We start from the raw sequence: 24262 nt of genomic DNA, 5'->3' as shown, positions 1-24262 counted from the left end.
GGCCTTGTCAACAATTCGCGCTGTTAAGGCGAAATCAAGGTTGGGTAGGGAAGGTTCGGCAGGCACGGGGGAAACGGAAATTGTCAAATTGGCCCCTATCCGGGTTTTCGGTTAGGAATGGTAGCCGGCTTTACTGGCCGGATGCAACCTGAATGGATATCGACTACATCACCAAGGCAACGCCGCCGAACAAGTTTGGGGCGGCCAGCCTGGCGCGAGCGCGTCGGGCACAGAAATCGCGGCCTGGCCCGGTTGCCAAAGCCGGCACTATGGTCGCAATTAACCGCAGATTAGTTGTCCTGCGCCTCCGCCAGAATCGCCCGCACCACGCGTCGGGCCGATTCCACCGCGCCGTTGGAATGGGTGTCCTCGGTAAAGTCGCCGGCGAAGTAGATCCGGCCTTGGCCGGTGCGTAGCGCATCGGACAGTTCGTCGAAGCGTGAGCGGCCTACCGGCCACGAGGCGACGGCCCGCGGATGGTAGCGGTAGAACTGCATCCGTTTGATCGCCGGCCTTATGCCGGGCCAGAGCCGTTCGAACCCGGCCAGCAATTCCTCCCGGATTTGGTCAGGGTCGCCGGCGCGGGAATTGAAGCGTTCCGCGCTGGCGCCGCTGACTAGCAGGTTCAACAAAATATCGCGGCCGGGCTGCGACCGGCCGGCATAAATCACGCCCAGCGGGCCGTCGCTGAGGATGGGCAGCACGCTTTGGCCTTGTACCGTCCAGAACCGCTCGGCGCCGGGATCGACAAACACGTGGGCTGTGAAATAAGCGCCGGCAGATTGGGTTTGAATCGCTTGTTTGCGTTCGGCGCTCAACGCCGGTTCGAACTGGATGTCGTTCAAGCGGAACAACGGAATCGCGGTAATCGCATAGTCGGCGCGGTAAACCCGCTGCCGAAAATCGCTCTGGTCGACGGCGGTGACTGCCACGCCGTCGGCGTCGGCAGCGATATGCGTTACTAATTGGTTTAACCGAATCCGCTTGCGGCCGACCGCGTCGGCCAGCTTGTCTGCGGCGCGCTGGTTGCCGCCGACGACGTGGAACGGCGTCGCGCCGTCGCCGGAGAACAAGCGCCATTCGGCGATGCCTTCCAACGCGCTGATCTTGCGCCAGGAGGTGGCGAATTCCGGTTCGGTCTCGATCCGCACCAGTTGCTGCGCCGTTTCCGGTAAGCCGCTTTCGGTTTCGATCCAGTCGGCGAACGAAATATCCTGCAAGGCGCGCAATTCGGCGCTTAACGGTTTTTGCGCCAATTGCCGCTGCAGCTCGGCGACGCGGCTATCCCAGGCTTGGTAAAGCGTCATTTGCGCCGGGTCGAGGATAGCTGCCAGAAACGCCCGGTTGGAATCCTGGGTAAACGGATACAGACGGCCCCGGTAATAAAAGCTGGAAAAACTGCTGTACGAAGTTTCCAACGGGATCTTAAGCGAGCGGAACAGCTCGACGGCCGGGTTGTTGCTCCAAAATTCTTCCAGGCCGATTTCGGCGTGCGCGGCGTCGGCATAGTGTGCGGTACGAATCCGGCCGCCGATATGCGGACTCATTTCCAACACGGTCACGCTTTTCCCGGCCTGCCGCAAATAGTAGGCGGCGCTGAGTCCGGACAAGCCGGCGCCGACGACGATGACGTCGCTGTGCCGGTTTTTGGCGGCGGCCGGCGGCAAAGCAAGTACCAGCAATAGCAGCAGGCACATCGGAATCTTGATGCTACGGCGGCGAACGGCGGGCGGATTCGAACCCATACCCGTCGCGCCGTATCCGGAAAAATCGAGCATGGCAACCCTCCCTCGATAGCGGTTTCGGTCGAGATTAGCCGGCGAATATGGCGGAATGATGACCGTCTGCGTGCGATTCGTTTCCAGACCCAGCCGTTTTCGCAGTTGCCGGCATGGGTGCCGAACGCGAAGGCAGCCGCTATATCACGCTGGCCGGCGGCGATAAAGTTTACTTCGACAATATTGGTGCTGTCGCCGGGCATCGATTTCGATTTTCCGCGCGGCATGTTGCAGTCCGGCTGGACTGACGCCAACACGCCGCTTCCGCCTTCAGCCCGATCACCGCCAACTCCGCGTCGTTTTTGACGGCCGGTTACCGCTACAACCCGGCGCTGGATGCGATGGAAAAAATCGCGGCCGCCTCCGGCGAAGCCGAACAGATCAACTCCGACAATTACAAGATGATGTTGGCGTGGGCCAATAACCTGTTTGCGGAAGTATTCTGATTAACAGTCGGTAAACCGATCCCAGTTCCTCGCTGGGCTAGCAGGGTCTGCCAAAATTGGCAGGCCCGTTTATTTTTGCGACGGCAAAAAGGGCTATGTGCATTACATGGTTGGAAATGATCTCGAAACGCGTTAAAGCCGCAGCAGCCAGTTAACAGGTTGGTGAAAAACTCTTTTTTGCAACCAATCAGACCTATATTTAGTACTACAAGATTGATTCAGCACTAAATAAAGGCTTCTTCTAGCTAAATTAGTGGCTGGAATATGGTTTTTCACCAACCTGTTAAAGCATGCTCGGTTGAAATCGTTGAGAATTTGGCGTCAATAACTTTCCTAGGATTGGTTGGAATTCTCGGTCGTTAGGCTCCTGCCGGCCATTTGCGGTCATTGGCGTTTGTAGCTTAATCTGTTCGAATGTCCGCTTTGTAGTAATATTCCCTAATTCATCCCTGCAATTCAGAAGTGGACATTTCTGAGTCGCATCTCAACCTTCGACCCTATCCCTGCCATTTACCATAAAAACTTATCATATCTATAATCTCTCTATAGCTTTTAGCAGCATAAATCATATCGTGAAACTCCGACTCATTTTGGTATCCTTGGCGATGCCATTCATTTTTCACCACTAATTCAAAAATAGTTTTTTTCATATTATCAAGTGACAACTGTACGGGTTGACTTACTATAATATCAACTACAATGGCTGGAGAGGATCGAAACCAACGAAACGGATTTAAGCTATTTCTTTCCTTTCGCACATCAATTAAGGCGTATCTGAAGCCACTGGAATCAATGAAAAAAGTATCAACTTTAAAGTTTCCTTCATCAAAATATTTTTGAGACATCAATTTTAGTTCATTTTCCGACTGAAACTTTCTAATATGAAATTTGTTAAGTCGCAGCAATGGATACTTCATGGTAGTTTCATTCCCTTATTGTTGGCATTCACAATTATTGGAAGATAGAGAGCTACTAGCTCCGCCTCCTACTAAAGAACCCTCCGCTGCTTTAGCCCAATTTGGGGTTCCATACCACCATCTTTCAATTGCGTTAAATTCATTGTGAATTTGTTGATGGATACTTCGCTTTATGGGGTTTAAATTAGCTGGATGGTTAACAATAGAATCCGGTAACAGTTTTCCCAGCGCACTACCCCTCTCAATTGCCCAATGATGAACATCTTGGGAGGCTTTTACATCGTGAAGTCTTCTATAGCGGCGACTAACATTAGCCCATTTCATAGAGCCTGACGTTAATTTAAAGGTGCCTCCTAGGCCGGCGCCACCCACTGCTCCTAAGGCACCAGAAACCCCAACCTGCATCCAATTAACACATTCAAATGATTTTCCTTCGATCATTGTTTGAAATGCTAGGTCAAGCCCCGCACCAACCAGGGCTCCAATAACTCAAAACTCGCCTGTTGGATCAGTTACATTGGTCGGGTTATTTTCGACATAGGTGTACAAATTAATCCCGCCATCCTCCGCAATCGGGTCCCTAGACAACCAGCGTCCGGTGTTCGGATCATAAGACGTAGGGTACGCATCGCGTACCATTAAAAGGCCGTCATGGTGGCGAAAGCCAGAAGGTACGCGTTGCGTACCCTTGTATCTTACTTGTCGCCATGGTTAGCTACCTTGGCACTGAGACAGAAAGAGCTTGTGCGTACCCTTAAGGTTCGACCTTGGCATGTAGATTAAGCCTTCTGTCTCGCTTCTGATGCCAACGAAGACACTGAACGGTAGCCAAGGGCAATGACCCTGTATGCACAAGGCAAGTGGGCTCGGTTGGTTTATTTTGTTTCTTCATGCTGAATCACTCTAGTTTTTTATCGGTATCGATGTTTCTAAAGCCAAACTTGATTGCAGTCTGTTATTGGATGTTGCCACTGCCAAACGCCGTGCGAAATCCGTTACCAATTCCAAAGCGGGCGTCGACGATCTGTTAGCTTGGTGTGTAAAACAACAGGCCACGCCTGACACGCTACACGCTATCCTGGAAGGAACCGGCGTTTATCACGAACAGGCTACACTCGCCTTGAGCGATGCAGGCGTCACGGTCTCGATTGTAAATCCCGCTCAAGTCAAAGACTTTGGCCGCAGCCTGGGTGTGCGCACCAAGACCGACGGCGTCGATAGTCTGGTGTTGGCTCGTTACGGCGCGTTGTTGAGCTATAACTGAATCTGGTGTTTGGTAGTTGAAGAGAAGCGGCGTATCTGGTTGATTATTTGTGACCAAACAAAACGATCAAAACCAAGGATACGCCACCATGAAGAAGAGTAATGTAATCGACCTGTCGAGTCGAGAAGAGAACGCCGATCTTTTGACCGATCTGATTCGTCAAGGCGCGCGGAAGTTAATAGCGCAAGCCATCGATGCCGAATTGGCTTCCTATCTGGAAGCCTTCAGCGAACGGAAGTTAGGCGATGGTCGGGCCGCCGTCGTGCGTAACGGATTCCAACCTGAGCGTGAGATTCAGACAGGCATTGGCCCCGTAGCGGTGAAGGTTCCCAAGGTTCGGGCAAAAGACGGCCAAGGGGCTACCTTTCGTTCGGCGTTGGTGCCACCGTATGTGCGCAAGACACGTTCCTTATCGGCTGCATTGCCCTGGTTATACTTGAAAGGTATCTCCAGCGGTGAAATGGAAGCCGCACTGGAAGTCCTGGTTGGCCCGGATGCCACGGGGTTATCAGCCAGCACCGTGGCCCGTTTGAAACGCGAGTGGGCGGCGGAATATAACGATTGGCGAACCCGTCGCCTGGACCGAGATCAGTGGGTCTATATCTGGGCTGATGGCATCTACAGCGGGCTGCGAGCGGAAGATGTCAAGCTGTGTGCCTTGATCATCATCGGGGTCAATGAGCGCGGGGAAAAACGATTTCTGGCGATTGAAGACGGTGTGCGCGAATCGACGCAGAGTTGGCGGGAAGTATTGCTGGGCTTGAAAGCACGCGGTATGAACAGTCCCAAACTAGCCATTGGTGACGGCGCAATGGGTCTCTGGGCCGCGCTGGACGAGGTTTACAGCGACACCCGACAACAACGCTGCTGGGTGCATAAAATGAACAACGTCCTGAACCGCGTTCCAAAAGCGGTGCAACCCAAGATGAAGCAGTCGCTGTACGACATTTGGCAGGCTGACACCCAAAAGAACGCCGAACGCGCCTTCGACCAGTTCGCCACGCTCTATGACGCCAAATATCCCAAGGCGGTTGAATGTCTGTATCGCGACCGGCATGAACTGCTGGCCTTCTATGACTTTCCGGCTCAGCACTGGCAAAGCATTCGAACAACCAACCCCATCGAATCAACCTTCGCCACTATTCGCCATCGCACCAAGCGTGCCAAAGGCTGTCTCGCCCGCGATGGCATGTTGCACATGCTATTCAAACTGGGACAAACGGCTGAGAAAACCTGGCGACGCCAGCGAGGATTTGATTATCTCGCCAAAGTGATTACCGGGGTTCCGTTCAAGGACGGCATTGAGCTAGAAACCGGCAATCAGATCGCCGCTTGATCAAGGCCTGAACACCAGATTTGACAATAGCTCCGCGTTGTTGAACCCCAGGCCTTGGACACCTCCAACTCCAGAAGCTCGCACCTTGCAAGCCCTGTTATCCCGCCGTGAAGCGATCGCCCAGGATTTGCAACGCGAGCGCAACCGCCTGGAAAAAGCCCAGGCCACCGATACTCCGGCACTGATTCACCAATCCCTACTCGACTCTATTACTTTCCTGGAAACTCAACTCGCTAAACTCCAGATCGACATCGACGACCATATCGATCAGCACCCTGAACTGAAGGCGGACCGGACGCTGTTAATCAGTATTCCCGGCGTCGGTCCCCAGGTTAGCAATCACTTGTTAGCGGTGATGCACAATCATCACTTTCAATCCGCCGAACAACTGGCCGCTTACCTGGGTTTGGTGCCCGTGGAGCGACAGTCCGGTTCGTCGATTCAAGGGCGGCCCCGACTATCCAAAGCTGGCCCCGCCCGTATACGCGCCATCCTTTACATGGCCACCGTGGTCGGCGTTCAATACAACCCTCATCTCAAAGCACTCTATCTGCGTTTGCAGGCACGTGGAAAAACCAAAATGTCTGCTCTCGGTGGTGCTATGCGTAAACTCGTACATTTGTGCTTTGGTGTCCTGAAAACTCGCGAGCCTTACCGGGTCGATTACGCTTTCCAAAGTTGACTTTTAAGACGGTATCTACCGGGCTAATAATCTGTTTACGGAAGTATTCTGATTAACAGTCGGTAAACCGATCCCAGTTCCTCGCTGGTCTAGCCGGGTCTGCCAAAATTGGCAGGCCCGGTTTTTTTGCGACGGCAAAAAGGGCTATGTGCATTTAATGGTTGGGAATGATCTCAAGACGCGTTAACAGGTTGGTGAAAAACTCTTTTTTGCAACCAATCAGACCTATATTTAGTACTACAAGATTGATTCAGCACTAAATAAAGGCTTCTTATAGCTAAATTAGTGGCCAGAATATGGTTTTTCACCAACCTGCTAATAAGCAGCGCATACATGCTTTTATCAATCAAACCAGAGTCTTGAATTTCATCGGCGCGAATACTGATATAGCCGCATCGTTCAACAACGGGTTTTATGATGCCGTGATATGTTTTATCAAGATCATATGTTTTTCCGGTAGAGTAATCCGTTTTCTTTCCGAACCCCATGATTGTGAAGCAAATTTTTCTCATATGCATCACACACCGCTAGGAATAGGATGGTCTAATTTGTTACAAATTTTTCTTATTATCGCAGGTGTATTAAATCCAACCGGACCACCTTCCGTATCAGCATTTTGGATAAAAGTGGGGATATTACCTGCATAACCATGTGGTTTGATGGAAAGAATTGGTTTGTTAAAGTGTGTCGCCACTTCAATTTCATACTTGCACCAATAACTGTTTGCCATCGCCATGTTGGCAAAAATTATTAAATAATTACATTGTCTGATTTGTTCTTTAAGAGCAATTTTAATTTTATTTGTTTTATCTTCATCCAATGGATCATTGATCGGAACAGAATAATCCAAGTAGCTAAAGCTATATTCTTCAAATTTGTCAACTAACTTATCGTAATCATCTGCGTATGCCCAGCGATGAGAAATGAAAATGTTTGGAGTCGTCATTTTTTGCCTTTTTTTTAATATGAAATTTCATTCGGTGATCAGAAATAGTGGCCGGTAATGGCCTGATCGCCGTCATTGAATCACTTCGTACAACAGACCGCAACGGGTCGGTTTTACTCATCCGCGTAAGCAAAAGCTGGAACGTCATCTGTTGATCGAGCTAAATTCGCGAGTTCGACCAAAGCGGCCCTCGTTGAATTCCAACCGTAGTTTGCGCGAAACAAGCCTTGCGAATCAGGTAGTGTGTCAACCCTATATTGCACAACTCGGGTAATTATCATTTCCGATGGGTGTTGGGCTATCCAACTTTAGAATGTGCATTGCAAAAAAAAGCCCGCCGTAAACCTACCGGCGGGCCAAGTGCTGCAGAGCTTTAGCCTGAAACTTATGGTGCGGGTGCCAACAAGATCCGGTTGCGTGGGCCGGGATTGACGCTGCCGTTGGCGAGGAAATAGCTTTCCAGCGCATCCAAATCCAATGCGCCGCCCAGGCGGTTGCTGCCTTGGGTCAACACGTAGTACTGATCGCCGCCGTCGGCCATGAAATTGTTGACCGTGACCCGATAGCTGGCGGCCGGGTCCACTGTGACACCGTTGATTTTGATGCTGGCCGGATCGACGTTATCGCAAGGTGTGCCTTTTTCGCTCCACCCGTAACTGAAACCGGCCGAGACTTGCAGGATGCGGTTGAACGGCTGTCCGCTAGCCGGCGCACCGACCGGATAACCTGCGGTGCAACCGGTGAATTGTTGTTCCAGTAAGGTATGGATTTGGGCGCCGGTCAGGGTCAACGTCACCAAGGTGTTGCCGAAGGGTTGCACGGTAAAGGCTTCGGCGTAAGTGACTTTGCCGTCGCCTTCGCCGGCGCTGCTGCCCGGATACGTCAAATCGGCGCGGATGCCGCCCGGATTCATGAACGACACCACGGCCTCGCCGAAACCGGCCGGGCTGGTCGCCGCCAATTGGGCGTCGGCGATCACGTCGCCCAGCGCCGATTCGCCGGCGGCGGTTGCGGTGCGGGTAATCGCGGCGCTGATCGAACCGATTACCCGGTTGGCGATTGGCGTGGCCAGGGCTTTGTAGTTATCGACGATGGTTTTGATGCCGGCATTCGGCGTGATCGCCGGGTTGTTGCGCACCACGGCGATGTTCTCGGCATTGACCGCGCTGACTTCGCCGTTAGCGGTATTGATCGTCACATCGATGTCGGTCAACACCCGGCCTTGCGAATTGGCGCTGGTCACCGAGATCAAGCGGCCGGCTTTGTTGGCGATCTGGCAGTTGTAGGCTTGGTGGGTGTGGCCGGAAATCACCAAATCCACTTCGTCGTCCAACTGGTTGACGATGGTTTTGATCGGCGAATCGGCCAGGCCGCCGTCGCAGTTGTTGATCGTCGCAACGCTCTGCGTGACCGGTATCGTACCGCCTTGGTGAATCAATACCACCACCGCTTCGACGCCGCGGGCGCGCAGTTTCGGGATCAGCGCGTTGACGGTGGCCGCCTCGTCGGTAAAGCTGAGGCCGGCGACGCCGGTGGGTGTGACGATGGTCGGGGTTTCCTTCAAGGTCATACCGATAAAACCGACCCGGACGCCGCCGACCGTTTTAATCGCATATTGCGGAAACAGGGTTTTGCCGCTGGCGGTTTCCACCACGTTGGCGGCCAGGAATTTGAATTTGGCGCCTTCGAACGGCACCGGCGTACCGACCTCGGCGCCTTTACAGCTGTTCGGATCGCTCGGATGGCAGCCGCCGTTTTGCATCCGCTTCAATTCGTCCTTGCCTTCGTCGAATTCGTGGTTGCCGACTGCATTGAATTCCAGGCCCAGCCGGTTCATGGTTTCGATGGTCGGCTCGTCATGGAATAGCGCCGAAACCAGCGGCGTGGCGCCGATAATGTCGCCGGCCGATACCACGATAGTGCTGGGGTTTTGTGCCTTCAGGTCGGCAACGTAGCCGGCCATCCAATCGACGCCGCCGAGCGGGATGCTCGAGGCCGCATCGGTCGGCAGGTTGCGGAAATTGCCCGGCGATTCCAGTTGGCCGTGGAAGTCGTTGAAGGCGACGATTTTGATGGTGGTGGCCGGGAGTGTAACCGCGTGGGCGGCTACGGCGCTGAAGCCCAAAGCAATGGCGCTGGCTAATGTTTGCAGTTTCATGACCTTAAACTCCCGATTTCGATTGGCGGCGGGCGGTCAAGCCCAGCAGGCCGGTGCCGGCCAGATACATCCAGGCGGCGGCCGGAAGCGGCACCGCGGTCAGACTGATCGCGCCGACCGTGGCATTGAGCGCGCCGGCGTTATCGTCCAACGCCGACAGGCTCAGTAAGCCGCTGATGCGGTAACTGCCTGGCCCCAGCAGGAACACGCCGCGGCTGTAACGGCCGTCGGCAAAGGCTGCGTCGAAATCCAGACCCAGCGATTCCGGGTAGTTGTTGGTTGCCGCCGAGGTTTGGCCCAGCAGCAGATTGCCGTTGAACACGTCGAACCGGTCGCCGGCAAAACCGCCGTCGACGATTCTTAAAATTGCCGAGCCGATCAGGCTAAAGTCGAAACTCAAGGCGTTGCCGTCCAGGTCTATCCATTCCAAGCCGGCAGACGCCGAGCTGGTTTCGTCGATGTCGAACGGATGCCATTGGCCGTCGGCAGCCAGTGTGGCGGCGCCGGCATCGGCGGACAGCGCCGCGCATAAGGCGGCGCTGAGAAGGTATTTTTTATTGAACATTTAAGCGGCTCCGGTTGCGGGTTAGTGCTTAGTGGCGGCCGCCGCAGCGAATGGGGGACACTGCAGCAACAAAGGTTCGTCCGATCGCCTCGCCACAAAACAAAAATCGTATTGGGTGTGCCGCAACAGTCCGTTAGTGGCCGGCACGCTGCGCACAATAGGGATTTTTTGTGATGGACTTGTGATTATTTGATGAAGATTTGGTGAAACGTATTACAAATGCCGGCGAAGCCTGATAGCGCGCCGGCGAAGGTTTCTCCTGACGGCATTCGTGTCGGATTGGCTGGCGGCTTATTTTTCGCGGTCGCCGCGATAGAATAGCCGCTGTCCGCTCCGCCGCACCGGAGCATTAAAACCGAGCTATCCTAACCGACCCGCCGACCCGATCATGCCGCCCTCATCTTCCGTTTCCCAGCGCCGCCGGCCTCCAGCCCGGCCTAAAAGCACTCAAGCAGCGCAGCCCGAAAACCTGCGGGAATATGCCGCAGCCTGGAACGATTACGAACTGCTCGATGCCGGCGGCGGCCGCAAATTGGAACGCTGGGGCGAGGTGTTGACGATCCGGCCCGAGATCAACGCCGGCGGCGCGGCATTATGGCCGCTTGCCCAATGGCGGGAACTGGCGCATTGGGAGTTTGTGGAAACCTCGCCGACCCAGGGCCGTTGGCAAAAGTTGCGCGCCGATGCGCCGGAAAGTTGGAGCATCGCTTACCGGCAACTGCGCTTTAACTTGAAGCTGACTCAATTCAAACACGTCGGCCTGTTTCCGGAACAACAGGCCAATTGGCACTTTGTCGCCGAACGGGTCGCAGTAGGCGCCAGGATTTTGAACCTGTTTGCCTACACCGGCGCGGCGTCGCTGGTGGCGCGGGCTGCCGGTGCCGAAGTCACCCACGTCGATTCGGTCCGGCAAATGCTGGATTGGGCCAATGCCAACCAAGCGTCGAGCGGCCTGACCGACATTAAATGGGTGCTGGAAGATGCGTTGAAATTCGCCGGCCGCGAACTGAAACGCGGCAAGCGCTACGACGGCATCGTCATGGACCCGCCGGCTTGGGGCCTGGGCGCCAACGGCGAGAAATGGAAGCTGGAAAACCAGTTGCCGCGGCTGGCGGAAACCGCACGCGGCCTGCTGCAGCCCGGCGGCTTCCTGGTGTTGAATACCTATTCGCCGAAAGTCGGCCTGCAGGAATTGGCCGCCGCGGCCGGGCCGCATTTTGGACAAGGCCAAAGCGAAACCAGGCAACTGTGGGCGCGCAGCCAGACCGGCAACCGCTTGTATTACGGCAATTTACTGCGCGCGGTGGTTTAAGCGGCCGCCGCAATGCCGGCTATTGGGCTAAAACCCGGTCGCAGTCCGCTGCGGCGGCTAAAGAAAATGCATTGTCTATAATCAGGCTTCGTGATTTTACTTTACTGAGCTGCCATGTCCGACAACCACTCAAGCAAAGCCATTCTTTATGCCTTCTCCGCCAATTTGGCGATTGCGCTGACCAAGACCGCGGCCGCGGTTTGGACCGGGTCCGGTTCGCTGGTGGCCGAGGCGGTGCATTCCTTTGCCGATTGCGGTAACCAAGTGTTGCTGTTCATCGGCATGAAGCGGGCCGCGAAGCAACCGACCGCGCGCCATCCGATGGGCTACGGCCGGGAATCCTACATCTGGTCGATGATGGTGGCGATCACCTTGTTCTCGGTGGGCGGCATGTTTTCGATTTACGAAGGCCTGGAGCGCTTGCACGATAACCATGCCGTGGAAAACGCCGAAATTGCGATCGGCATCCTGTTGGCCGCCGTGGTGATGGAGGCGCTGTCGTTGAAAGGCGCGTTGGGGGCAATGCGCGGCGAACAGGGTTCGCGCAGTTTGTGGCGCTGGTTCCGCGAGACTTACTCCAGCGAGCTGATGGTGGTAATAGGCGAGGATCTGGCAGCTTTGCTCGGTCTGGTCGTCGCCGCGGCGATGTTGGGTTTGACGCTGTTGACCGGCAACGCCATTTACGACGCGATTGGTTCGATGCTGATCGGCGCTTTGCTAATTCTGGTGGCGCTGGCGGTCGGCTACGAGGTGCATGCTTTGTTGCTGGGCGAGGCGGACCGCGAAATTCGCGATGCGGTCACGGATTATCTGCGCCAGCAACCGGTCGTGGTGCAGGTGTTCAACGTCTGGGCCATCAACCACGGCAACGACGTGATGCTGGCGGTCAAGGTCGAATTATTGCCGGATCTGACCGTGTCGCAGGCGGTGTCGCTGAGCAATTCGCTGGAGAAAAACATCAAAGCCGCCCAGCCGCGGGTGAAATGGGTGTTTTTCGAACTCGACAACGCCGATTAAGCGGCATGATCGATTTCTAACCGAGCTTGGCCTCAAGTCTCGAACGGCAGCTTTTCGGCGAAAGCCGCGCGCCAATCCCGCTCGAACTTATCGACGGCGGCATCGGTCGCCGGCACCTGCAACATTTGTCGGGCAATGTCCGGCGGCAACGTCGCGGAATGCACGCCCAGTTTTAACACCTCCAATACCTGGCGCACGTTCTTGAAGCTGGCGACCAGCAGTTTTGCCGGCAATTGGTAACGCTCGACGAACTGCTGCAAATCGGCGACTACGCCGATACCGTCGCAGCCCAGGTTGTCGATTCGGTTCAGGTAAGGCGCCAGATAATCCGCGCCGTTCATCGCTGCCAATATGCCTTGCTGTACGTTGTAAATCGCCGTCGCCAGCACCGGAATATTGAGTTGTTTCAGGCGTTTGATCGCCGCCAGGCCGGCGGCGTGGGCCGGAATCTTTACCACGATATCGAACGGCAGCGCATGCAGGCGTTCGGCTTCGGTAACGATTCGGTCGGTGGTATTGCTCAGCACCTGCACATGCAGCCGGCAGGCCGGACCCAAAATATCGGTAATTGCCGGCAGCAGCGCGTTCAAGCCCAAGCCGCCGGCGGCCATGATCGTCGGGTTGGTGGTAATACCGGCCAAAGGCAGAATCGCCGCTAGCGCCCGGATTTCGGACACATCGGCGCTGTCCAGATAAAGTTCGTACATAGTGCTTGCCTAAAAATGACGTCAGGCCGGCGATTATTCAGAATGGCGCCGGTAAAGGCAACTCTAAGGCCGGCTCAACTTCCGTTTTATTTTCTCGGCCAGCGCGGCGACGCCGCGTTCGGTGACTTTGCGGTGATTGCCTTTCAGTTCGATGTCGAATTGGCCGACGGCGGTTTGGGTTTTGACGTTGACCAAATCGCCGATCAAGTACGAAAACATAAAGCTGGGTTTGCTGTGCTGACCGACCAACACCCAATCGGCACCGACTTGGCGGCCCAATTTTGCCGCTTGGTCGGCGTAACGGAACAGGTAACCGAAGCCGGCGTTGGCCGCGGCTTGTTGCTGCGGCGGAATCGGCACGATTTCGATGGCGCCGTCCCGGCTCAACGCCTGGGCCAGCAACGGGCGGATGCTGCTGGTGCGGACCAGTTCGGCCGGCGTATTCGGTAGCGAGGTTAGGTCGTTGGCTTCGAAGTCCAAAATCGCCAGCCGTTGCGCACTATGGCCGCACGGGCTCAGCAACAAGCATGCAGCGCAGCAGATCGGTCTTAACATGGCGCACCTCCGTTCAAGCCGCGGCCGAATCGGCGGCGCATTGGGCGCGGTATAACTCGGCGAAGTCGGCCATGCCCAAACTGGCGACGATTTGGCCGGCGTCGTCCAGAATCTCGTAAAACACGCCGCCGTCGCCGAGTATCTGGAACAGGACCACGGCATCGATTTCGCCGCCGCCTTCCCGGTGCGGTTCCTCCTTGGCCGGGCTGACCGTGTAGCTGCCGCAGGCGCGGATTTCCTTGATCGAGCCGTCGGCGTGGTACAGCCGGTGTTCGCCTTGCACGACGAAGGTTTTGTTCAATACCTTGTGCCGGTGCAACAGAATCTGGCGCTGGGCGGCGAATTTGAACAAGACATCGACGCTGCCGCGCGCCTCGTCCAAGTTCAGGATCGAATAGGTCAAATGCTCGAAGCCGGCCAGGGTTTGCCAGCGGATACGGCGGTCGTCGAATAAGTACGCGGTCATAGTGCTCTCCAATGGGGGTGGCGAAATAGCAGCGGATAACTGTGGCCAAAGCTTAGCGGCGGGGTAACCGCCTGTAAGCCGAAATTTGCCCGGCGGATACGGGCAAATTGCCCGACGTTTTAGCTGGGCTTTGCCGCCGCCGTCTTGGCTTTTAGAATGAAGCGACTTTTGGCGAGCCGGGCCGGCGGAATATGGCATTACATTGGCATTTGTTAACTCGAATCGTGCTGGCCGGCGGGCTGAGCTTGCTGGCAGTGCTGGCGTACGCGCTGTACCAAAGCCATAGCCTGGCGCAGCGGAACGCAGTAGAGGTGGCGGACGGCGTGGCCAGGCAGTTAGAAACGCAACTGCTGCTGATCGAGTCCGGCCTGGGGCGGGGCAGTAGCTTTCCGGATTTCGAATTATGGAAACAGGCCGGCGGCCAGGCCGGTACGTGCCTGGCCTACCTGCCGCAAGTCGGCGGTACCCCGCGCAGCCTGTGCTACGGCGGCAAGCCGATAGCGCGCATCTGGCCGTCCGGCTTCGAGTCTTTATACCGCAGCCTGTTTCAACCCGGCTTGCCGGTAGCGCGCAGCGTGCGCCGCCAGGGCGCGGTGTTCGGCGTGCTGAGCTTTACCGCCAGCGCGGAAACCGAAATCGCCGCCGCCTGGCACAACGTATGCGACCTGGCGACCTTGTCGGCGGTAACTTTGTTTGCGGTTTGCGGACTGGTGTACTGGAGCGTGCGCCGGGCGTTGCGGCCGGCGCAAACCATCGTCCGCGGCTTGGGCGCGCTGGCGAGCGGAGAGCTGGCCCATCGCTTGCCCGGCTTCGAACTCGACGAGTGGCGGCGGATCGGCATCGCGGTCAATGCCTTGGCCGAATCCCAGCAACAGTTGCTGGCGCAGCGGCGGAGACTGGCGGCGAAACTGATCCAATTACAGGAAGACGAGCGGCGTTACTTAGCCCGCGAACTGCACGACGAATTCGGCCAGTGTCTGGCCGGCATCAATGCGGTGGCCAGTTCGGTCCGCTTCGCCGCCGCCGAGCGGGCGCCGGAACTGGCTGTCGAAGCCGAACAGATCGGCGAAATTGCCGGCGGCATGTTGCAGCGGTTGCGCGGCTTGTTGCAGCGCTTACGTCCGGCCGAATTGGAAACCTTGGGGCTGGCGGCCAGTCTGCACAGCGCGGTGGCGGACTGGAATCGGCGCGCCGCCGGCAAGACCGTATACCGCTTGCAAGTGGCCGGCGACTGCCGCCGGTTGGCCGACGACCAAGCGCTGGCTTTATTCCGAATTGCGCAAGAATGCCAGACCAACATCGCCAGACACGCCGCGGCTAGCAACGTGGCGCTGGTGTTGCAAATCGAGGAAAGTAGGGCATCGCTGCAGATTCGAGACGACGGCGTGGCGCGCGAATTGCCGTTTGCCGGCAGCGGCCTGGGTTTGCTCGGCATGCGCGAGCGGGTCGCGGCCTTGAACGGCGAATTCAGCCTGGCCATCGCCGAACCGCACGGGCTGCTGGTCGCGGTGAGCCTGCCGTTAGCTCCGGCGGCGGCAGCGCAATGATCGGAATTCTGCTGGTCGACGACCATGCCGTGGTGCGGGCCGGATACCGGGCCTTGCTGGCGAAACAGGCCGACTTGCAGGTGGTGGCCGAAGCGGCGGATGCGGCCGAAGCCTACCGCAGATACCGGCAGCAGCCGGCGGATTTGGTGATTACCGACATCTCCCTGCCCGGCAGCAGCGGCTTGGAACTGGTTGCCCGCTTGCGCCAGTTGCAGGCGGACGCCAGGATTCTGGTGTTCAGCATGCATCAAAATCCGTTGTTCGCCGAGCAGGCCCTGCGCGCAGGCGCCTTGGGTTACGTCACTAAAAGCAGCCCGCCGGAGGAGTTGCTGCGTGCGGTGCGCGAGGTAGATGCCGGGCGCCGCGTATTAAGCGCCGATATCGCCCAAGCCATGGCTTTGGAGAAGTTGGGCGACGGCAACCCGGCCCTGCGCAATCTGACGGTACGCGAGTTCGAAATTCTGCGCTTGCTGGTGGCCGGCAACAGCGTCGAGTCCATCGCGGCCAGTTTGCACATCAGCCCGAAAACGGTCTGCAATTGCCATTATCTGATCAAGCGCAAACTCGGCGTCGGCAGCGACATCGAAATGACGCGTTTGGCGATTCAATGGCAGGTGCTGGATTTGGCGGAGCTGGCCGGTAAATGACGGGGAAATGCCGTTAAGCCAAACATGTTGCGTTGCTCCGGTAGGCATGCCGGCAGGGGGAACCGTTAAGGATGGCGTCGGTGTTCCAGCTTCCTGGCAGCGTCATTCCGGCGAATGCGGGTATCCTCGTTTCATGTGTGAATCTCCTAACCTGCTCCGGCGTCATTCCCGCGAATGCGGGAATCCAGTAGGGAAACAGGGCTCCCGCCCAGGCCGGAGCGACGGTCGTTAAGGGCCGGCTCGAACGGCATCGGCTAAAGGGTTAGGTCGGACGGGGGCGGCCGGCTGCGGTCCTTGTTGCGGCTGTGCGATTTTCATCAATTCTTAATTTGTTCCTAATCGGGACTTCAATTACGCCCACTAAAATTCTTAGCAACGGAATTTTATTAGGAGCGTTTTATGTTCAGAGCGGCAACTGTTGCGTTTGCGGGGTTATTGGCTGGTTCGACCGCATTGGCGGATGGTCATGGCCACGGCCATAAACATGGCCATCATCGGCACCACCATCACGACCACTACGTCGAAGTCGAGCGGGTTTATTATCCGGAGCGCGTGGTCCAGTACGTGCCGGCGCCGCAGCCGGCGCCGCGCCAGCGCAGTTACGACCAACGTTCCACCCAGGGTTTGGTCGGCGGCGCGCTGGGCAGCATGGCCGGTTATGAAATGAGTAAAGGCGATCCGTTGGGCGCCGGCATCGGCGCGGCGGCGGGAGCCTGGCTGGGTAACGGCATGAGCCGTTAGTTGGTTTGCCGCTTTCGAAAATTGCCGTCATGCCCGCCGGGTTACCCAAAGGGCACAAGCGCGGGCAGCCACTGTCAGGAAGGTCAGCATCGATCGGTCTGCGGAGCCCGGATTCGCTGCGCCGTCTATGGCTCCGGCACGTCCGGCCGGAATGTCGGTACGTTTTAGAAACTATTTAGAACCGGGCGGAATCGGTTTTAACGTGGCGGAATAGCACAGGAGTCGGAATGTCGCACAGAGTATTGGAAGGGCGCTTGAAAGCCCGCAAAGCCAGGAAAGAAACCCACAGCAGTTGCAGCAGGATAGAGCGGTTATTGAATGCGTTGCTGTTTTTCATCGCCCTCTATTACGGTTATTACGTGTTGTCGTACTCGCCACATCTGGTTTGACTTGCCGCTGCCGGTGCTTGGCTTTCGCCACAGCTCCGGCGGTAGAGCCGTAATTACTGCTTTTCCATCGTTTTAATGAAGGCGTCGGCCTCGTTAATCGATTTTTCCATTTCCACTAACAATGCCGAGACGTCGGATTTGACCGAGTCCAATTGGCCCTTCAACGAGGCGATGGCTTGGGCGTTCAGATTGTGTTTCAGGTAGAGCACCTGGTCGCGGAACACGCTCAACACCGGTTCGATTTTGGCTTCCGCTTTGCGCATCGCGGTAACCAGTTGTTGGTAATGCGCCTTGGTGGCCGTCAGCTTTTGCTGGCTGTCGCGGCGCAGGCTCGGATTGCTGTATTGGCCTAACTCGGTTTCCCATTCGCTGAACAACGCGGCGGATACGTCTTCGATGTCCGCTATCCGCTTGTTGACTTCGTTGGCCTTGGCTACGCTGGCTTCGTACTCGCTGTTCAGCTTGTTGTAGGTCGCCTCCAGGTCGCCGCCTTTGAAGTTGGTGACGAAGGTAAACTGCTCCAGCGCGGATTTGAACTGCTGCTTGGTTTCTTCCTGAGTGTCGCGGGCTTTTTCCACCCGATGCACCATCACATCCCGCTTCGGAATACCGATTTTTTCCAGGCCGCTGTAATAGATCTTGGAGCAGGCGGCGGTCGCGAGTATCGAGCAGATTAAAAACAGGCGTAAAAATTTCGGCATAAAAACTCCCAGTCAACTTGGCGGCCATTATAAGACGGCGCCGTTGCCGGACAAGCGGAAATGGGGGCGTTAGGACAATGCCGTTGAGTTAAGCCGTCGTACCGGCATCCGGAGCGCGAAGCGCGGAGGGTACCCAAAAGCGCAGCTTTAGGGTTGTCCGGTTGACCGAAATGTTAGCCATTCTTTGACCGTCGCTCAACATGATCCCTGATTAAACGCTGAACGGTTGCCAGATCGTCATCGCTCTGAATCGGATAGGGAGTCCATTTTTCGTCTGCGTTGTAGGTCGAAATCAAGAAGTTTTTTCGTCTTGGATGTAGATAAGCAACAACCCTGCCGTCGACCTTCATGGAGATCGCGTATTTCAACGGATCAACAGAAGTTCGGCCTTGCCACATATCTTTGATTTCTTTAATGGCAGATGTGGCGAGCGCGCGGGCTCCTGGATCTGTTATGTAGTTGAGACGATCATCCTGTCTGTGAACGATCGGTGCTTCGAGCACAGACGGGATGGACTGCTCAGAGAAGACAGGAACCAGTTGTTTCGAACCTTCAAGCTCTAAGCAGGAGTATGTGAAGAGAGAAATATTGACGTCCAGCCATTTACATCGATTTATAAGTGCTTGGGAAAATGAGGGCGCCATTAGGAGCATACGAACAGGTTGCGCAGGGTCAATGCCGTAGTCTGGGTGCATTCGGGCATATGTTTCGATGCCTGTATTTACATGATCGTAATAATCGAGGCACTGCATAAGCATTGCATCGTCTTCAACCACCTTCAGCTCACCAACAACCAAAGACTTTCCACTGTCAATTAGAAGCACATCAAGTCGCCCGTTCGGTAGCCAATTTTGGTGCGAGATATACGACATCCCCTCTTCAATTAACCCGCAGTGTTTACGGACAAGTTCTTCAAGATTGCGTTCTGAAATATCAATCTTCTTATGGGAGCCTCTAAAAATCCACGATTAATCAGATTCGGGGCGTAAAACGCGCTCGAAAGCTGACATTTCCAAGCGGACTACCTTCAACTCGAAGCCTTTTCAGCTCCGATGGGCGGCATCAAGACGCAGCTACCCTGCGAATGGCACAAAAACGTCGCATGTTGTACACCAGATTCATGAAGCCGATACGCACTTCGGCACGAGCTAAGCCGATGCAACGGACCGTCTTGCCACCCCATTGCGCCATCCAGGCAAACACGTGCTCGACCCGGCAACGGGTTTTGGAGCGCGTGCGATTGCCCTGTTTTTCCCGGTCGGTCAGCGGCTTGCCGCGAACCCCTTTGCGGTGAATTCGGCTGCGGTAACCTTGCGCTTTAAGGCTGGCTTCCGTAGCTTCGGATCGGTACGCACTGTCGGCCCACACCGCGTGGCTGGTGTTGCCGCTATCGAGCAAGCCGTTCAGGGCTTGGGAGTCGTGGACGCTGGCATCGGTGACCGTGTATTTGCGCACTAACTTGTGGGCGTTGTCGACGTTGATGTGGTTCTTATAGCCGTAATAGCTCTTGTCGCCTTTCTTGGTCCAGCGCGCATCGGTATCCTTCTGACTGCGTTTGGAGGCTGACCAGTCCTCGACGGTTTCGCCAGCTTTAATCCGGGCGTTCTCGTCCGGGGTATTACGCTGCACCGGCGCCTTGACGAAGCTGGCGTCAATCAGCTGGCCCTTGCGGGCAATCAGGCCGGCGCGATCCAATTGCCGGTTGAATTCGTTGAACAAGGTTTCGGTCAATTTCAACTCCTTGAGCGACTCGCGAAACAGCCAGAAACTGTTGCGATCCGGCGCGTGCTTGGCATCCGACAAACCAATAAATCGCTGGAAACTACGCCGGTCTTCGATTTGAAACTCCAGTTGCTCGTCGCTCAGATTGTAGAGGCTGGCGATGACCAACGCTTTGAACATCAACACCCCATCCCAAGGCTTACGCCCGGCAGACGATTTGCGGACTTTGTGATGGACTTGATCCAGCAACGGACGGAACGCTTCCCAATCCACTTGCGCGTCCAATTCCAACAACGGATTGCCCAAACGATCGATCCGACGATCACGATGTTCAAACAGGGAACCGAAAAGGTCGTCTTGTGCCACCGTCATCTCTGCTCTCCAAAGGTCTTTAGCTCCGACTCATTTTACTCGCCGGGCGCAATTTTTAGAGGTTCCCTTATACATAACAGATGGTATTGGAAAATGGCTAACGTAGAGCTAACCGGCGCTGCGCGGCTTTATCGCGCAGCGTCCAGCGACCGAAGGGAGCGAGGTTGAGCGCCATGTTAGCCACGGCTGAAAAACCGCAACAATGTGGATAGGAGGAAGCCATAAAGCTACCGATTTAACAATGGCCCGACTTTGATGCCCACATATTGACCCAATTGGTTGTAGTAGCAGAGATACTCTCGGTCTTCGGTATCGAATGGCTTCTCAACGGAACGAAGGGAGGCTGCGATGCATGACTTGAACTGGGCTGACTGGGCGCCACGCTGCACGAGCGACGATAGGTCGGTGGCGCACTGATTGAGTGCGACCTCCATGGGGTGTGTTACCGATGCAGGCGAAGGGTTGATAAGACGAAACTCTGGCTCGGCGCACCGAAACTTTTTGGTGTCTCGAAAAGCCGCTAGAGCTGCGAGCATGGCGTTGGCGTTGGCGTTGGCGTTGGCGTTGGCGTCGGTGTTCATTGAGTGGCTAACGCCCAGCCCACCCGACTAAAACCGCATAGCGGTTTTTGGTCGGGTGAAGCGCCGTGTTATGCGAATTTACTGCTTTCCCTTGGCCCATTCTCGTAGCTCCTGTATTTTGGTTGTTACATCCCCGTCGTTGTACAAAGGAAACGAGCCAGAGCAACCAAACACGAACCCATTTGATTCTTTCGCGAGAAAAATTACATATTCCCAACCAGGTCGAAGGCCCAGCGTGCAGTTTCCATCGGTAAATGGTAATTCCGTCAGGAAAGTTGGAGAAAACTTTTCCCCTTTAATTACTTCTATTTCTTCGAAAGAAACGCGGACATACCCTTCTCTAAACAAATCATCAGCATTGCTTAATTCACTCGCATCCCTTAATTCTGCAGCCGTGATTTTGACGTGGGCTACATAGTCGGCTTTATTAAATCGGCTTTGTTTTGTTTCACCGCTTGCACATTTGCAGGCAAAGACCTCTTCCAATGGAAGTAAAGCCAAAATAATGGCAAAAAAAATCGAAGAAATAATTTTAAGCATTGGCTTGTAGGTTGTGTGCATAACCAGTTAATAGATAGTTCGGTATATCATCCCAAATCGGATGATATCTGATTTTCGATAGTCAGGTGAAAGCTTAGGAATCAGGTGGGCACAAAAAGCCGTGCCCACCCTACGCCTCACCAGGATGACGGCCAATCCAGAATTAACGAAACAAAGCCTCAAACGTTATACGGCGTAGAAATCCAATCCCTCAGCACCGCCTCGTCTCGTTCCGGCAAGTAGGCGAAATCCCCGGAAATGTCTTTGTAGACCGACTCGGCGCTGTGGGTGGATACCAGCTTGCCTTTCAGCATGTAGAAAAACCAGGCGAAGGGGTAGCCGGCCTGGCGGTCGAAGCGGCTCAGCACGTTGCTGAGCGCGCTGCCTTTCTTGCCGGCGAAGTCTTCCAAATGCGGCAGGTGGTTTTTGTGGGTGTTGACGATTTCGACGTTGACGATTTGTTCGCCGAAGCGGCCGGTGTGGCGGTAGGGGCGGATGATCCAGTCGTCGCTCATCCGGTGTTTCTGGCCGGCGCTGCTGCGGTTCCAGTCGTCCATGAAGCGCTGCGCCGGATGCTCGCCGGGATGGCGTTCGTTAATGACTTCCATGAACAGCTTGACGTCGGTCTTGCGCCGGTAGGTGTAGCGGGAGTGGCCGAAACCGTAGCTTTCGATGCAGAACGGCTGGATCGGATCGATCAACTCTTCCAGGTCGGTCGGCGGGTTGTTTTCGTCGATTAGCATCCGGTCCGACACTTCGTAGGTTTTGTCGATTTCGATCAGCGTGAAATCTTCGGCCTTGTCGCCGGTTTGCACGACGAAATACAGGGTTTTCCCCGTCTGGCGGGTGGCGATCAACTGCAATTCGAGAGCATGGTCGATCAGGGTTTGCAGGTTTTGGCCGCACTCCAGGTAAGTGCGTTCGGCCCATTCGATGATGTCGTTGGCGATGCGGGAGCCGTTCATGTCGACCACGCCGCCGAGCTTGTACCATTCGTCGCCGATCAGCGCCAGGCGAATCGGGTAATCCGGCACCAGCGCTTGCAACTTGCTGAGCAGCAAGTCGTCGTTCTGCCCCGGAATAACTTTTTTACAGCAGTCGGTGATGTCTTGTCCGGCAAGATTGAGTTTGGCTTCAGTCATGATCGGCTTCTGGAGTAGAGGTTGATTGTAAACGTTGCCGCACCAGGTCGCGCACGTCCGGTTCCGGGTCGTCCGCCAGCGCGGCCAGTTTGGCCGGATCGGCTTTCAGCGCCGCTGTGTAACGCACCACCCAGTCGCTATCGTGCAGCAGCAATGCCGCATCCTCCGCCGGCATGCGTTCGGCGACGATGCGGCGCACGTCGGGCGCCGGGTCGTTGGCCATCAGCCCCAAACTGACCTCGGGCAGGCGTTCGGCGACGCGTTTGCGCACCTGCAAATCTTCGTCCTTGATAAAGCGGAACAGGCGGCCGGGCGGCAGGCGCTTGGCGACGGTGAGGCGGACGATGTAGTCCGGGTCGTCGGCCAGCCGTTCCAGATTGCCGGCATCGATGCGGTCGGCCACCGTCATCCGCACTTCGCGGTCCGGGTCGTCGATCAGCGCGACCAGTTGTTGCGCCGGCAGGCGAAACGCCACGGCGCGGCGCACCACTTCGTCTTCGTCGGCAATCAACGGCAATAGGGCTTTCAGCGGCGAATAGCGCACGGCGATGGCGCGGCGTTCCCAGAATTTGTCGCGTAGAAAATTGACCGCATAGACCGGGTTGACGCGGAAGAAACGGTCGATTTGGCGGCCGCTTTGGGCGGCCACGCAGGTATCGCCGGGCATGCAGCGCCCCATCAGCAAAGTCTTGCCGCGGAACGGGCAGAGGCTGCAATCGGCAATCGGTAGGCTGACGGGACGGTCCGCGTCGCTCATGCCGCCACCCTATTCCGGGATGACTTCGGCGATGACGATGCCTGACGCGTGTTCGTAGTTACGGGTCAGGCACAGGCAATGTTCGCGGCCGTCGACCAGATATAGATTAAAGCCGCTGCCTTCCAGCAACGGTTCGTGGTTGGGGATGTCGTCTTCCATGCAATAGGTGAAGTGGATGCCGGGAAATTCGCCGCGCAATTGGGTCACCACGCTTTCGCTCAGCGTGGTGCCGTTGATACGCTCGGCAATGGTTTGCAGTTGGTCTGGACTGATCATCGTTAGGACTCCTGTTCGAAACAAATGCGTGCTGCCGGGGCGATGCCCATCGACTTGGCCAACCACGGCGGCGGGGTTTGGCTCAGCACGCTTTGCAGTTGGTGGATGACTTGGTTGATCGCTTCGCCTTGCTCGGTTTTGATCGGGTGCAGGCCGTACTTGATGATTTTGGCGGCGGCCGGTCCGCCGATCGAGCCGACGTAAAGCACGCGGCAATCGGCGATCAATTGCGCGCGGTAGGCGTTTTTGTCGTCGTGGCGGCGCTGGGCTTCGCTATCGACGCTACGCACGTCGATCAGGCGCGCTTCGCCGGCCGAAACCTGGTACACCAGAAATTGGCGGCAGGAACCGAAATGGCCGACCACGCGCTGCGGGTCGTCGCTGCCGACGGCGACTAAAATCGAGCCGGGCAGGTCGGCCAGACGCGGTTGCGGCGCCGGTTGCGTTTGGCTCGCCGGGTGTTGCAGCAAATCCAGCGCGTTACGCACCGCACCGGCGTCGGTTTTTACGCCGAAATTGCCGAGCGCTTGCTGCAATTGCGCCTCGCCGAGCTGGGCGATTTTGCGTTCGTCGAGCACGGGGCCGGCGCAGGCGCGCAGCACCGAAACGAACAATTTCGGCGAGGTATCGGGCAGGGCGCGTGCGGCCAGTCCGATCCGCAGAGCCAGTTCCCGGCTTAAGCTCGACCGGTTCATCGC

30 protein-coding genes and 1 pseudogene are annotated in these 24262 nt (G+C 56.3%); 11 read left to right on the top strand and 20 right to left on the bottom strand.

Annotated features, from left to right (window positions below):
• Window positions 1-290 precede the first annotated feature (290 nt).
• The gene (locus VXJ35_RS17680; RefSeq protein WP_082880983.1) at window positions 291-1778 is read right to left on the bottom strand and encodes an NAD(P)/FAD-dependent oxidoreductase; all 1488 of its coding nucleotides are present in this window, start codon (window positions 1776-1778) and stop codon (window positions 291-293) included.
• A 113-nt stretch (window positions 1779-1891) separates the two neighbouring features.
• On the opposite strand from VXJ35_RS17680, the gene VXJ35_RS17675 reads away from it, so the two are divergent.
• The gene (locus tag VXJ35_RS17675; RefSeq protein ID WP_269454915.1) at window positions 1892-2026 is read left to right on the top strand and encodes a hypothetical protein; all 135 of its coding nucleotides are present in this window, start codon (window positions 1892-1894) and stop codon (window positions 2024-2026) included.
• 54 nt (window positions 2027-2080) lie between these two features.
• Window positions 2081-2224 (top strand): hypothetical protein, encoded by a 144-nt coding sequence (locus tag VXJ35_RS17670; RefSeq protein WP_157198219.1) that lies wholly within the window; start codon window positions 2081-2083, stop codon window positions 2222-2224.
• A 497-nt stretch (window positions 2225-2721) separates the two neighbouring features.
• On the opposite strand, the gene VXJ35_RS17665 is transcribed toward VXJ35_RS17670, so the two are convergent.
• The 3 genes from VXJ35_RS17665 to VXJ35_RS17655 are packed head-to-tail and all read right to left on the bottom strand — an operon-like array spanning window position 2722 to window position 3780.
• Entirely contained in the window at window positions 2722-3141 is a 420-nt protein-coding gene (locus VXJ35_RS17665; protein WP_064022569.1) for a hypothetical protein, read from the bottom strand.
• 15 nt (window positions 3142-3156) lie between these two features.
• A complete protein-coding gene (locus tag VXJ35_RS17660) occupies window positions 3157-3582 on the bottom strand; it encodes a hypothetical protein (protein WP_157198218.1) in 426 nt (141 codons plus the stop codon).
• A gap of 48 nt (window positions 3583-3630) precedes the next feature.
• A complete protein-coding gene (locus VXJ35_RS17655) occupies window positions 3631-3780 on the bottom strand; it encodes an RHS repeat-associated core domain-containing protein (protein ID WP_082880982.1) in 150 nt (49 codons plus the stop codon).
• Window positions 3781-4054: 274 nt separating this feature from the next.
• Between VXJ35_RS17655 and VXJ35_RS17650 the strand changes: the two are divergent.
• The 3 genes and pseudogenes from VXJ35_RS17650 to VXJ35_RS17640 all read left to right on the top strand — a co-directional run.
• Window positions 4055-4396: pseudogene (locus VXJ35_RS17650) on the top strand (transposase); the annotation flags it as partial.
• Window positions 4397-4493: 97 nt separating this feature from the next.
• A complete protein-coding gene (locus VXJ35_RS17645; RefSeq protein WP_064023300.1) occupies window positions 4494-5741 on the top strand; it encodes an IS256 family transposase in 1248 nt (415 codons plus the stop codon).
• A gap of 85 nt (window positions 5742-5826) precedes the next feature.
• Window positions 5827-6423 carry an IS110 family transposase gene (locus tag VXJ35_RS17640; RefSeq protein WP_064022567.1) on the top strand — a complete coding sequence of 199 codons (597 nt, stop codon included), beginning with the start codon at window positions 5827-5829 and terminating at the stop codon, window positions 6421-6423.
• A gap of 173 nt (window positions 6424-6596) precedes the next feature.
• Here VXJ35_RS17640 and VXJ35_RS17635 read toward each other — a convergent pair whose 3' ends face one another.
• The 4 genes from VXJ35_RS17635 to VXJ35_RS17620 form a co-directional block, all read right to left on the bottom strand.
• Complete coding sequence (locus VXJ35_RS17635; protein WP_064022566.1) at window positions 6597-6941, bottom strand: hypothetical protein; 345 nt, start codon at window positions 6939-6941, stop codon at window positions 6597-6599.
• A complete protein-coding gene (locus tag VXJ35_RS17630) occupies window positions 6941-7369 on the bottom strand; it encodes a TIR domain-containing protein (protein ID WP_064022565.1) in 429 nt (142 codons plus the stop codon). Before VXJ35_RS17630 ends, VXJ35_RS17635 begins: the two co-directional genes overlap by 1 nt.
• Window positions 7370-7754: 385 nt before the next feature.
• Window positions 7755-9527: a bifunctional UDP-sugar hydrolase/5'-nucleotidase gene (locus tag VXJ35_RS17625; RefSeq protein WP_064022564.1), complete on the bottom strand. Its 1773-nt coding sequence runs from the start codon at window positions 9525-9527 to the stop codon at window positions 7755-7757.
• 4 nt (window positions 9528-9531) lie between these two features.
• A complete protein-coding gene (locus tag VXJ35_RS17620; RefSeq protein ID WP_064022563.1) occupies window positions 9532-10092 on the bottom strand; it encodes a VPLPA-CTERM sorting domain-containing protein in 561 nt (186 codons plus the stop codon).
• Between the two features lie 388 nt (window positions 10093-10480).
• Between VXJ35_RS17620 and VXJ35_RS17615 the strand changes: the two genes are divergently transcribed.
• Both VXJ35_RS17615 and VXJ35_RS17610 read left to right on the top strand, forming a co-directional pair.
• A complete protein-coding gene (locus VXJ35_RS17615; RefSeq protein WP_082880979.1) occupies window positions 10481-11404 on the top strand; it encodes a class I SAM-dependent methyltransferase in 924 nt (307 codons plus the stop codon).
• 114 nt (window positions 11405-11518) lie between these two features.
• Window positions 11519-12421, top strand: a complete 903-nt coding sequence (locus tag VXJ35_RS17610) for a cation diffusion facilitator family transporter (protein ID WP_064022562.1) — start codon at window positions 11519-11521, stop codon at window positions 12419-12421.
• Between the two features lie 32 nt (window positions 12422-12453).
• On the opposite strand, the gene VXJ35_RS17605 is transcribed toward VXJ35_RS17610, so the two are convergent.
• From VXJ35_RS17605 to VXJ35_RS17595, 3 genes are all read right to left on the bottom strand, one after another.
• Complete coding sequence (locus tag VXJ35_RS17605) at window positions 12454-13128, bottom strand: transaldolase family protein (RefSeq protein WP_064022561.1); 675 nt, start codon at window positions 13126-13128, stop codon at window positions 12454-12456.
• A gap of 63 nt (window positions 13129-13191) precedes the next feature.
• Window positions 13192-13683: a DUF2380 domain-containing protein gene (locus VXJ35_RS17600; RefSeq protein WP_064022560.1), complete on the bottom strand. Its 492-nt coding sequence runs from the start codon at window positions 13681-13683 to the stop codon at window positions 13192-13194.
• Window positions 13684-13696: 13 nt separating this feature from the next.
• Entirely contained in the window at window positions 13697-14149 is a 453-nt protein-coding gene (locus tag VXJ35_RS17595) for a cupin domain-containing protein (RefSeq protein WP_054761854.1), read from the bottom strand.
• Window positions 14150-14340: 191 nt separating this feature from the next.
• On the opposite strand from VXJ35_RS17595, the gene VXJ35_RS17590 reads away from it, so the two are divergent.
• From VXJ35_RS17590 to VXJ35_RS17575, 4 genes are all read left to right on the top strand, one after another.
• Window positions 14341-15696, top strand: coding sequence for a histidine kinase (locus VXJ35_RS17590; protein ID WP_064022559.1), 1356 nt, complete (start codon window positions 14341-14343; stop codon window positions 15694-15696).
• Window positions 15693-16343, top strand: coding sequence for a response regulator transcription factor (locus VXJ35_RS17585; RefSeq protein WP_064022558.1), 651 nt, complete (start codon window positions 15693-15695; stop codon window positions 16341-16343). The genes VXJ35_RS17590 and VXJ35_RS17585 overlap by 4 nt, the downstream gene beginning before the upstream one ends.
• Before the next feature lie 399 nt (window positions 16344-16742).
• Complete coding sequence (locus VXJ35_RS17580; RefSeq protein WP_064022557.1) at window positions 16743-17084, top strand: hypothetical protein; 342 nt, start codon at window positions 16743-16745, stop codon at window positions 17082-17084.
• A 227-nt stretch (window positions 17085-17311) separates the two neighbouring features.
• Entirely contained in the window at window positions 17312-17473 is a 162-nt protein-coding gene (locus VXJ35_RS17575) for a hypothetical protein (protein ID WP_157198217.1), read from the top strand.
• 53 nt (window positions 17474-17526) lie between these two features.
• Here the strand turns inward: VXJ35_RS17575 and VXJ35_RS17570 are convergent, their stop codons facing one another.
• The 9 genes from VXJ35_RS17570 to VXJ35_RS17530 all read right to left on the bottom strand — a co-directional run bounded on the left by VXJ35_RS17570 (window position 17527) and on the right by VXJ35_RS17530 (window position 24259).
• Window positions 17527-18174 (bottom strand): DUF2959 domain-containing protein, encoded by a 648-nt coding sequence (locus VXJ35_RS17570; protein ID WP_064022556.1) that lies wholly within the window; start codon window positions 18172-18174, stop codon window positions 17527-17529.
• A 173-nt stretch (window positions 18175-18347) separates the two neighbouring features.
• Window positions 18348-18998: a hypothetical protein gene (locus VXJ35_RS17565; protein WP_331711078.1), complete on the bottom strand. Its 651-nt coding sequence runs from the start codon at window positions 18996-18998 to the stop codon at window positions 18348-18350.
• Window positions 18999-19236: 238 nt separating this feature from the next.
• Complete coding sequence (locus VXJ35_RS17560) at window positions 19237-20268, bottom strand: IS5 family transposase (protein WP_064022554.1); 1032 nt, start codon at window positions 20266-20268, stop codon at window positions 19237-19239.
• Between the two features lie 227 nt (window positions 20269-20495).
• Window positions 20496-20849, bottom strand: coding sequence for a DUF4844 domain-containing protein (locus tag VXJ35_RS17555; protein WP_064022553.1), 354 nt, complete (start codon window positions 20847-20849; stop codon window positions 20496-20498).
• 78 nt (window positions 20850-20927) lie between these two features.
• Window positions 20928-21410 carry a hypothetical protein gene (locus VXJ35_RS17550; RefSeq protein WP_064022552.1) on the bottom strand — a complete coding sequence of 161 codons (483 nt, stop codon included), beginning with the start codon at window positions 21408-21410 and terminating at the stop codon, window positions 20928-20930.
• A gap of 158 nt (window positions 21411-21568) precedes the next feature.
• On the bottom strand, window positions 21569-22531 hold the full coding sequence (locus VXJ35_RS17545; protein WP_064022551.1) for a hypothetical protein: 963 nt from the start codon (window positions 22529-22531) through the stop codon (window positions 21569-21571).
• Window positions 22524-23288, bottom strand: a complete 765-nt coding sequence (locus tag VXJ35_RS17540) for a 4Fe4S-binding leucine-rich repeat protein (protein WP_064022550.1) — start codon at window positions 23286-23288, stop codon at window positions 22524-22526. The genes VXJ35_RS17545 and VXJ35_RS17540 overlap by 8 nt, the downstream gene beginning before the upstream one ends.
• A gap of 9 nt (window positions 23289-23297) precedes the next feature.
• Window positions 23298-23564, bottom strand: coding sequence for a DUF6129 family protein (locus VXJ35_RS17535; RefSeq protein ID WP_054761825.1), 267 nt, complete (start codon window positions 23562-23564; stop codon window positions 23298-23300).
• Window positions 23565-23566: 2 nt separating this feature from the next.
• Window positions 23567-24259, bottom strand: a complete 693-nt coding sequence (locus tag VXJ35_RS17530; protein ID WP_064022549.1) for a NifB/NifX family molybdenum-iron cluster-binding protein — start codon at window positions 24257-24259, stop codon at window positions 23567-23569.
• Between the last annotated feature and the right edge of the window lie 3 nt (window positions 24260-24262).

It is taken from the genome of Methylomonas sp. DH-1, from assembly GCF_046097555.1.
Taxonomy (GTDB): Bacteria; Pseudomonadota; Gammaproteobacteria; order Methylococcales; family Methylomonadaceae; genus Methylomonas; species Methylomonas koyamae.
This window is presented reverse-complemented; position numbering and strand designations above follow the sequence as displayed.

Bases quoted from the DNA above. Each gene is read 5' to 3' on its own strand.
- VXJ35_RS17600 (WP_064022560.1), bottom strand. From the start codon at position 13,683: ATGTTAAGACCGATCTGCTGCGCTGCATGCTTGTTGCTGAGCCCGTGC.
- VXJ35_RS17605 (WP_064022561.1), bottom strand. From the start codon at position 13,128: ATGTACGAACTTTATCTGGACAGCGCCGATGTGTCCGAAATCCGGGCG.
- VXJ35_RS17680 (WP_082880983.1), bottom strand. From the start codon at position 1,778: ATGCTCGATTTTTCCGGATACGGCGCGACGGGTATGGGTTCGAATCCG.
- VXJ35_RS17550 (WP_064022552.1), bottom strand. From the start codon at position 21,410: ATGCACACAACCTACAAGCCAATGCTTAAAATTATTTCTTCGATTTTT.
- VXJ35_RS17630 (WP_064022565.1), bottom strand. From the start codon at position 7,369: ATGACGACTCCAAACATTTTCATTTCTCATCGCTGGGCATACGCAGAT.
- VXJ35_RS17655 (WP_082880982.1), bottom strand. From the start codon at position 3,780: ATGGTACGCGATGCGTACCCTACGTCTTATGATCCGAACACCGGACGC.
- VXJ35_RS17585 (WP_064022558.1), top strand. From the start codon at position 15,693: ATGATCGGAATTCTGCTGGTCGACGACCATGCCGTGGTGCGGGCCGGA.
- VXJ35_RS17570 (WP_064022556.1), bottom strand. From the start codon at position 18,174: ATGCCGAAATTTTTACGCCTGTTTTTAATCTGCTCGATACTCGCGACC.
- VXJ35_RS17580 (WP_064022557.1), top strand. From the start codon at position 16,743: ATGTTCAGAGCGGCAACTGTTGCGTTTGCGGGGTTATTGGCTGGTTCG.
- VXJ35_RS17675 (WP_269454915.1), top strand. From the start codon at position 1,892: ATGGGTGCCGAACGCGAAGGCAGCCGCTATATCACGCTGGCCGGCGGC.
- VXJ35_RS17590 (WP_064022559.1), top strand. From the start codon at position 14,341: ATGGCATTACATTGGCATTTGTTAACTCGAATCGTGCTGGCCGGCGGG.
- VXJ35_RS17635 (WP_064022566.1), bottom strand. From the start codon at position 6,941: ATGCATATGAGAAAAATTTGCTTCACAATCATGGGGTTCGGAAAGAAA.
- VXJ35_RS17595 (WP_054761854.1), bottom strand. From the start codon at position 14,149: ATGACCGCGTACTTATTCGACGACCGCCGTATCCGCTGGCAAACCCTG.
- VXJ35_RS17620 (WP_064022563.1), bottom strand. From the start codon at position 10,092: ATGTTCAATAAAAAATACCTTCTCAGCGCCGCCTTATGCGCGGCGCTG.
- VXJ35_RS17575 (WP_157198217.1), top strand. From the start codon at position 17,312: ATGTCGCACAGAGTATTGGAAGGGCGCTTGAAAGCCCGCAAAGCCAGG.
- VXJ35_RS17610 (WP_064022562.1), top strand. From the start codon at position 11,519: ATGTCCGACAACCACTCAAGCAAAGCCATTCTTTATGCCTTCTCCGCC.
- VXJ35_RS17615 (WP_082880979.1), top strand. From the start codon at position 10,481: ATGCCGCCCTCATCTTCCGTTTCCCAGCGCCGCCGGCCTCCAGCCCGG.
- VXJ35_RS17665 (WP_064022569.1), bottom strand. From the start codon at position 3,141: ATGAAGTATCCATTGCTGCGACTTAACAAATTTCATATTAGAAAGTTT.
- VXJ35_RS17560 (WP_064022554.1), bottom strand. From the start codon at position 20,268: ATGACGGTGGCACAAGACGACCTTTTCGGTTCCCTGTTTGAACATCGT.
- VXJ35_RS17530 (WP_064022549.1), bottom strand. From the start codon at position 24,259: ATGAACCGGTCGAGCTTAAGCCGGGAACTGGCTCTGCGGATCGGACTG.
- VXJ35_RS17555 (WP_064022553.1), bottom strand. From the start codon at position 20,849: ATGAACACCGACGCCAACGCCAACGCCAACGCCAACGCCAACGCCATG.
- VXJ35_RS17625 (WP_064022564.1), bottom strand. From the start codon at position 9,527: ATGAAACTGCAAACATTAGCCAGCGCCATTGCTTTGGGCTTCAGCGCC.
- VXJ35_RS17535 (WP_054761825.1), bottom strand. From the start codon at position 23,564: ATGATCAGTCCAGACCAACTGCAAACCATTGCCGAGCGTATCAACGGC.
- VXJ35_RS17545 (WP_064022551.1), bottom strand. From the start codon at position 22,531: ATGACTGAAGCCAAACTCAATCTTGCCGGACAAGACATCACCGACTGC.
- VXJ35_RS17540 (WP_064022550.1), bottom strand. From the start codon at position 23,288: ATGAGCGACGCGGACCGTCCCGTCAGCCTACCGATTGCCGATTGCAGC.
- VXJ35_RS17645 (WP_064023300.1), top strand. From the start codon at position 4,494: ATGAAGAAGAGTAATGTAATCGACCTGTCGAGTCGAGAAGAGAACGCC.
- VXJ35_RS17660 (WP_157198218.1), bottom strand. From the start codon at position 3,582: ATGATCGAAGGAAAATCATTTGAATGTGTTAATTGGATGCAGGTTGGG.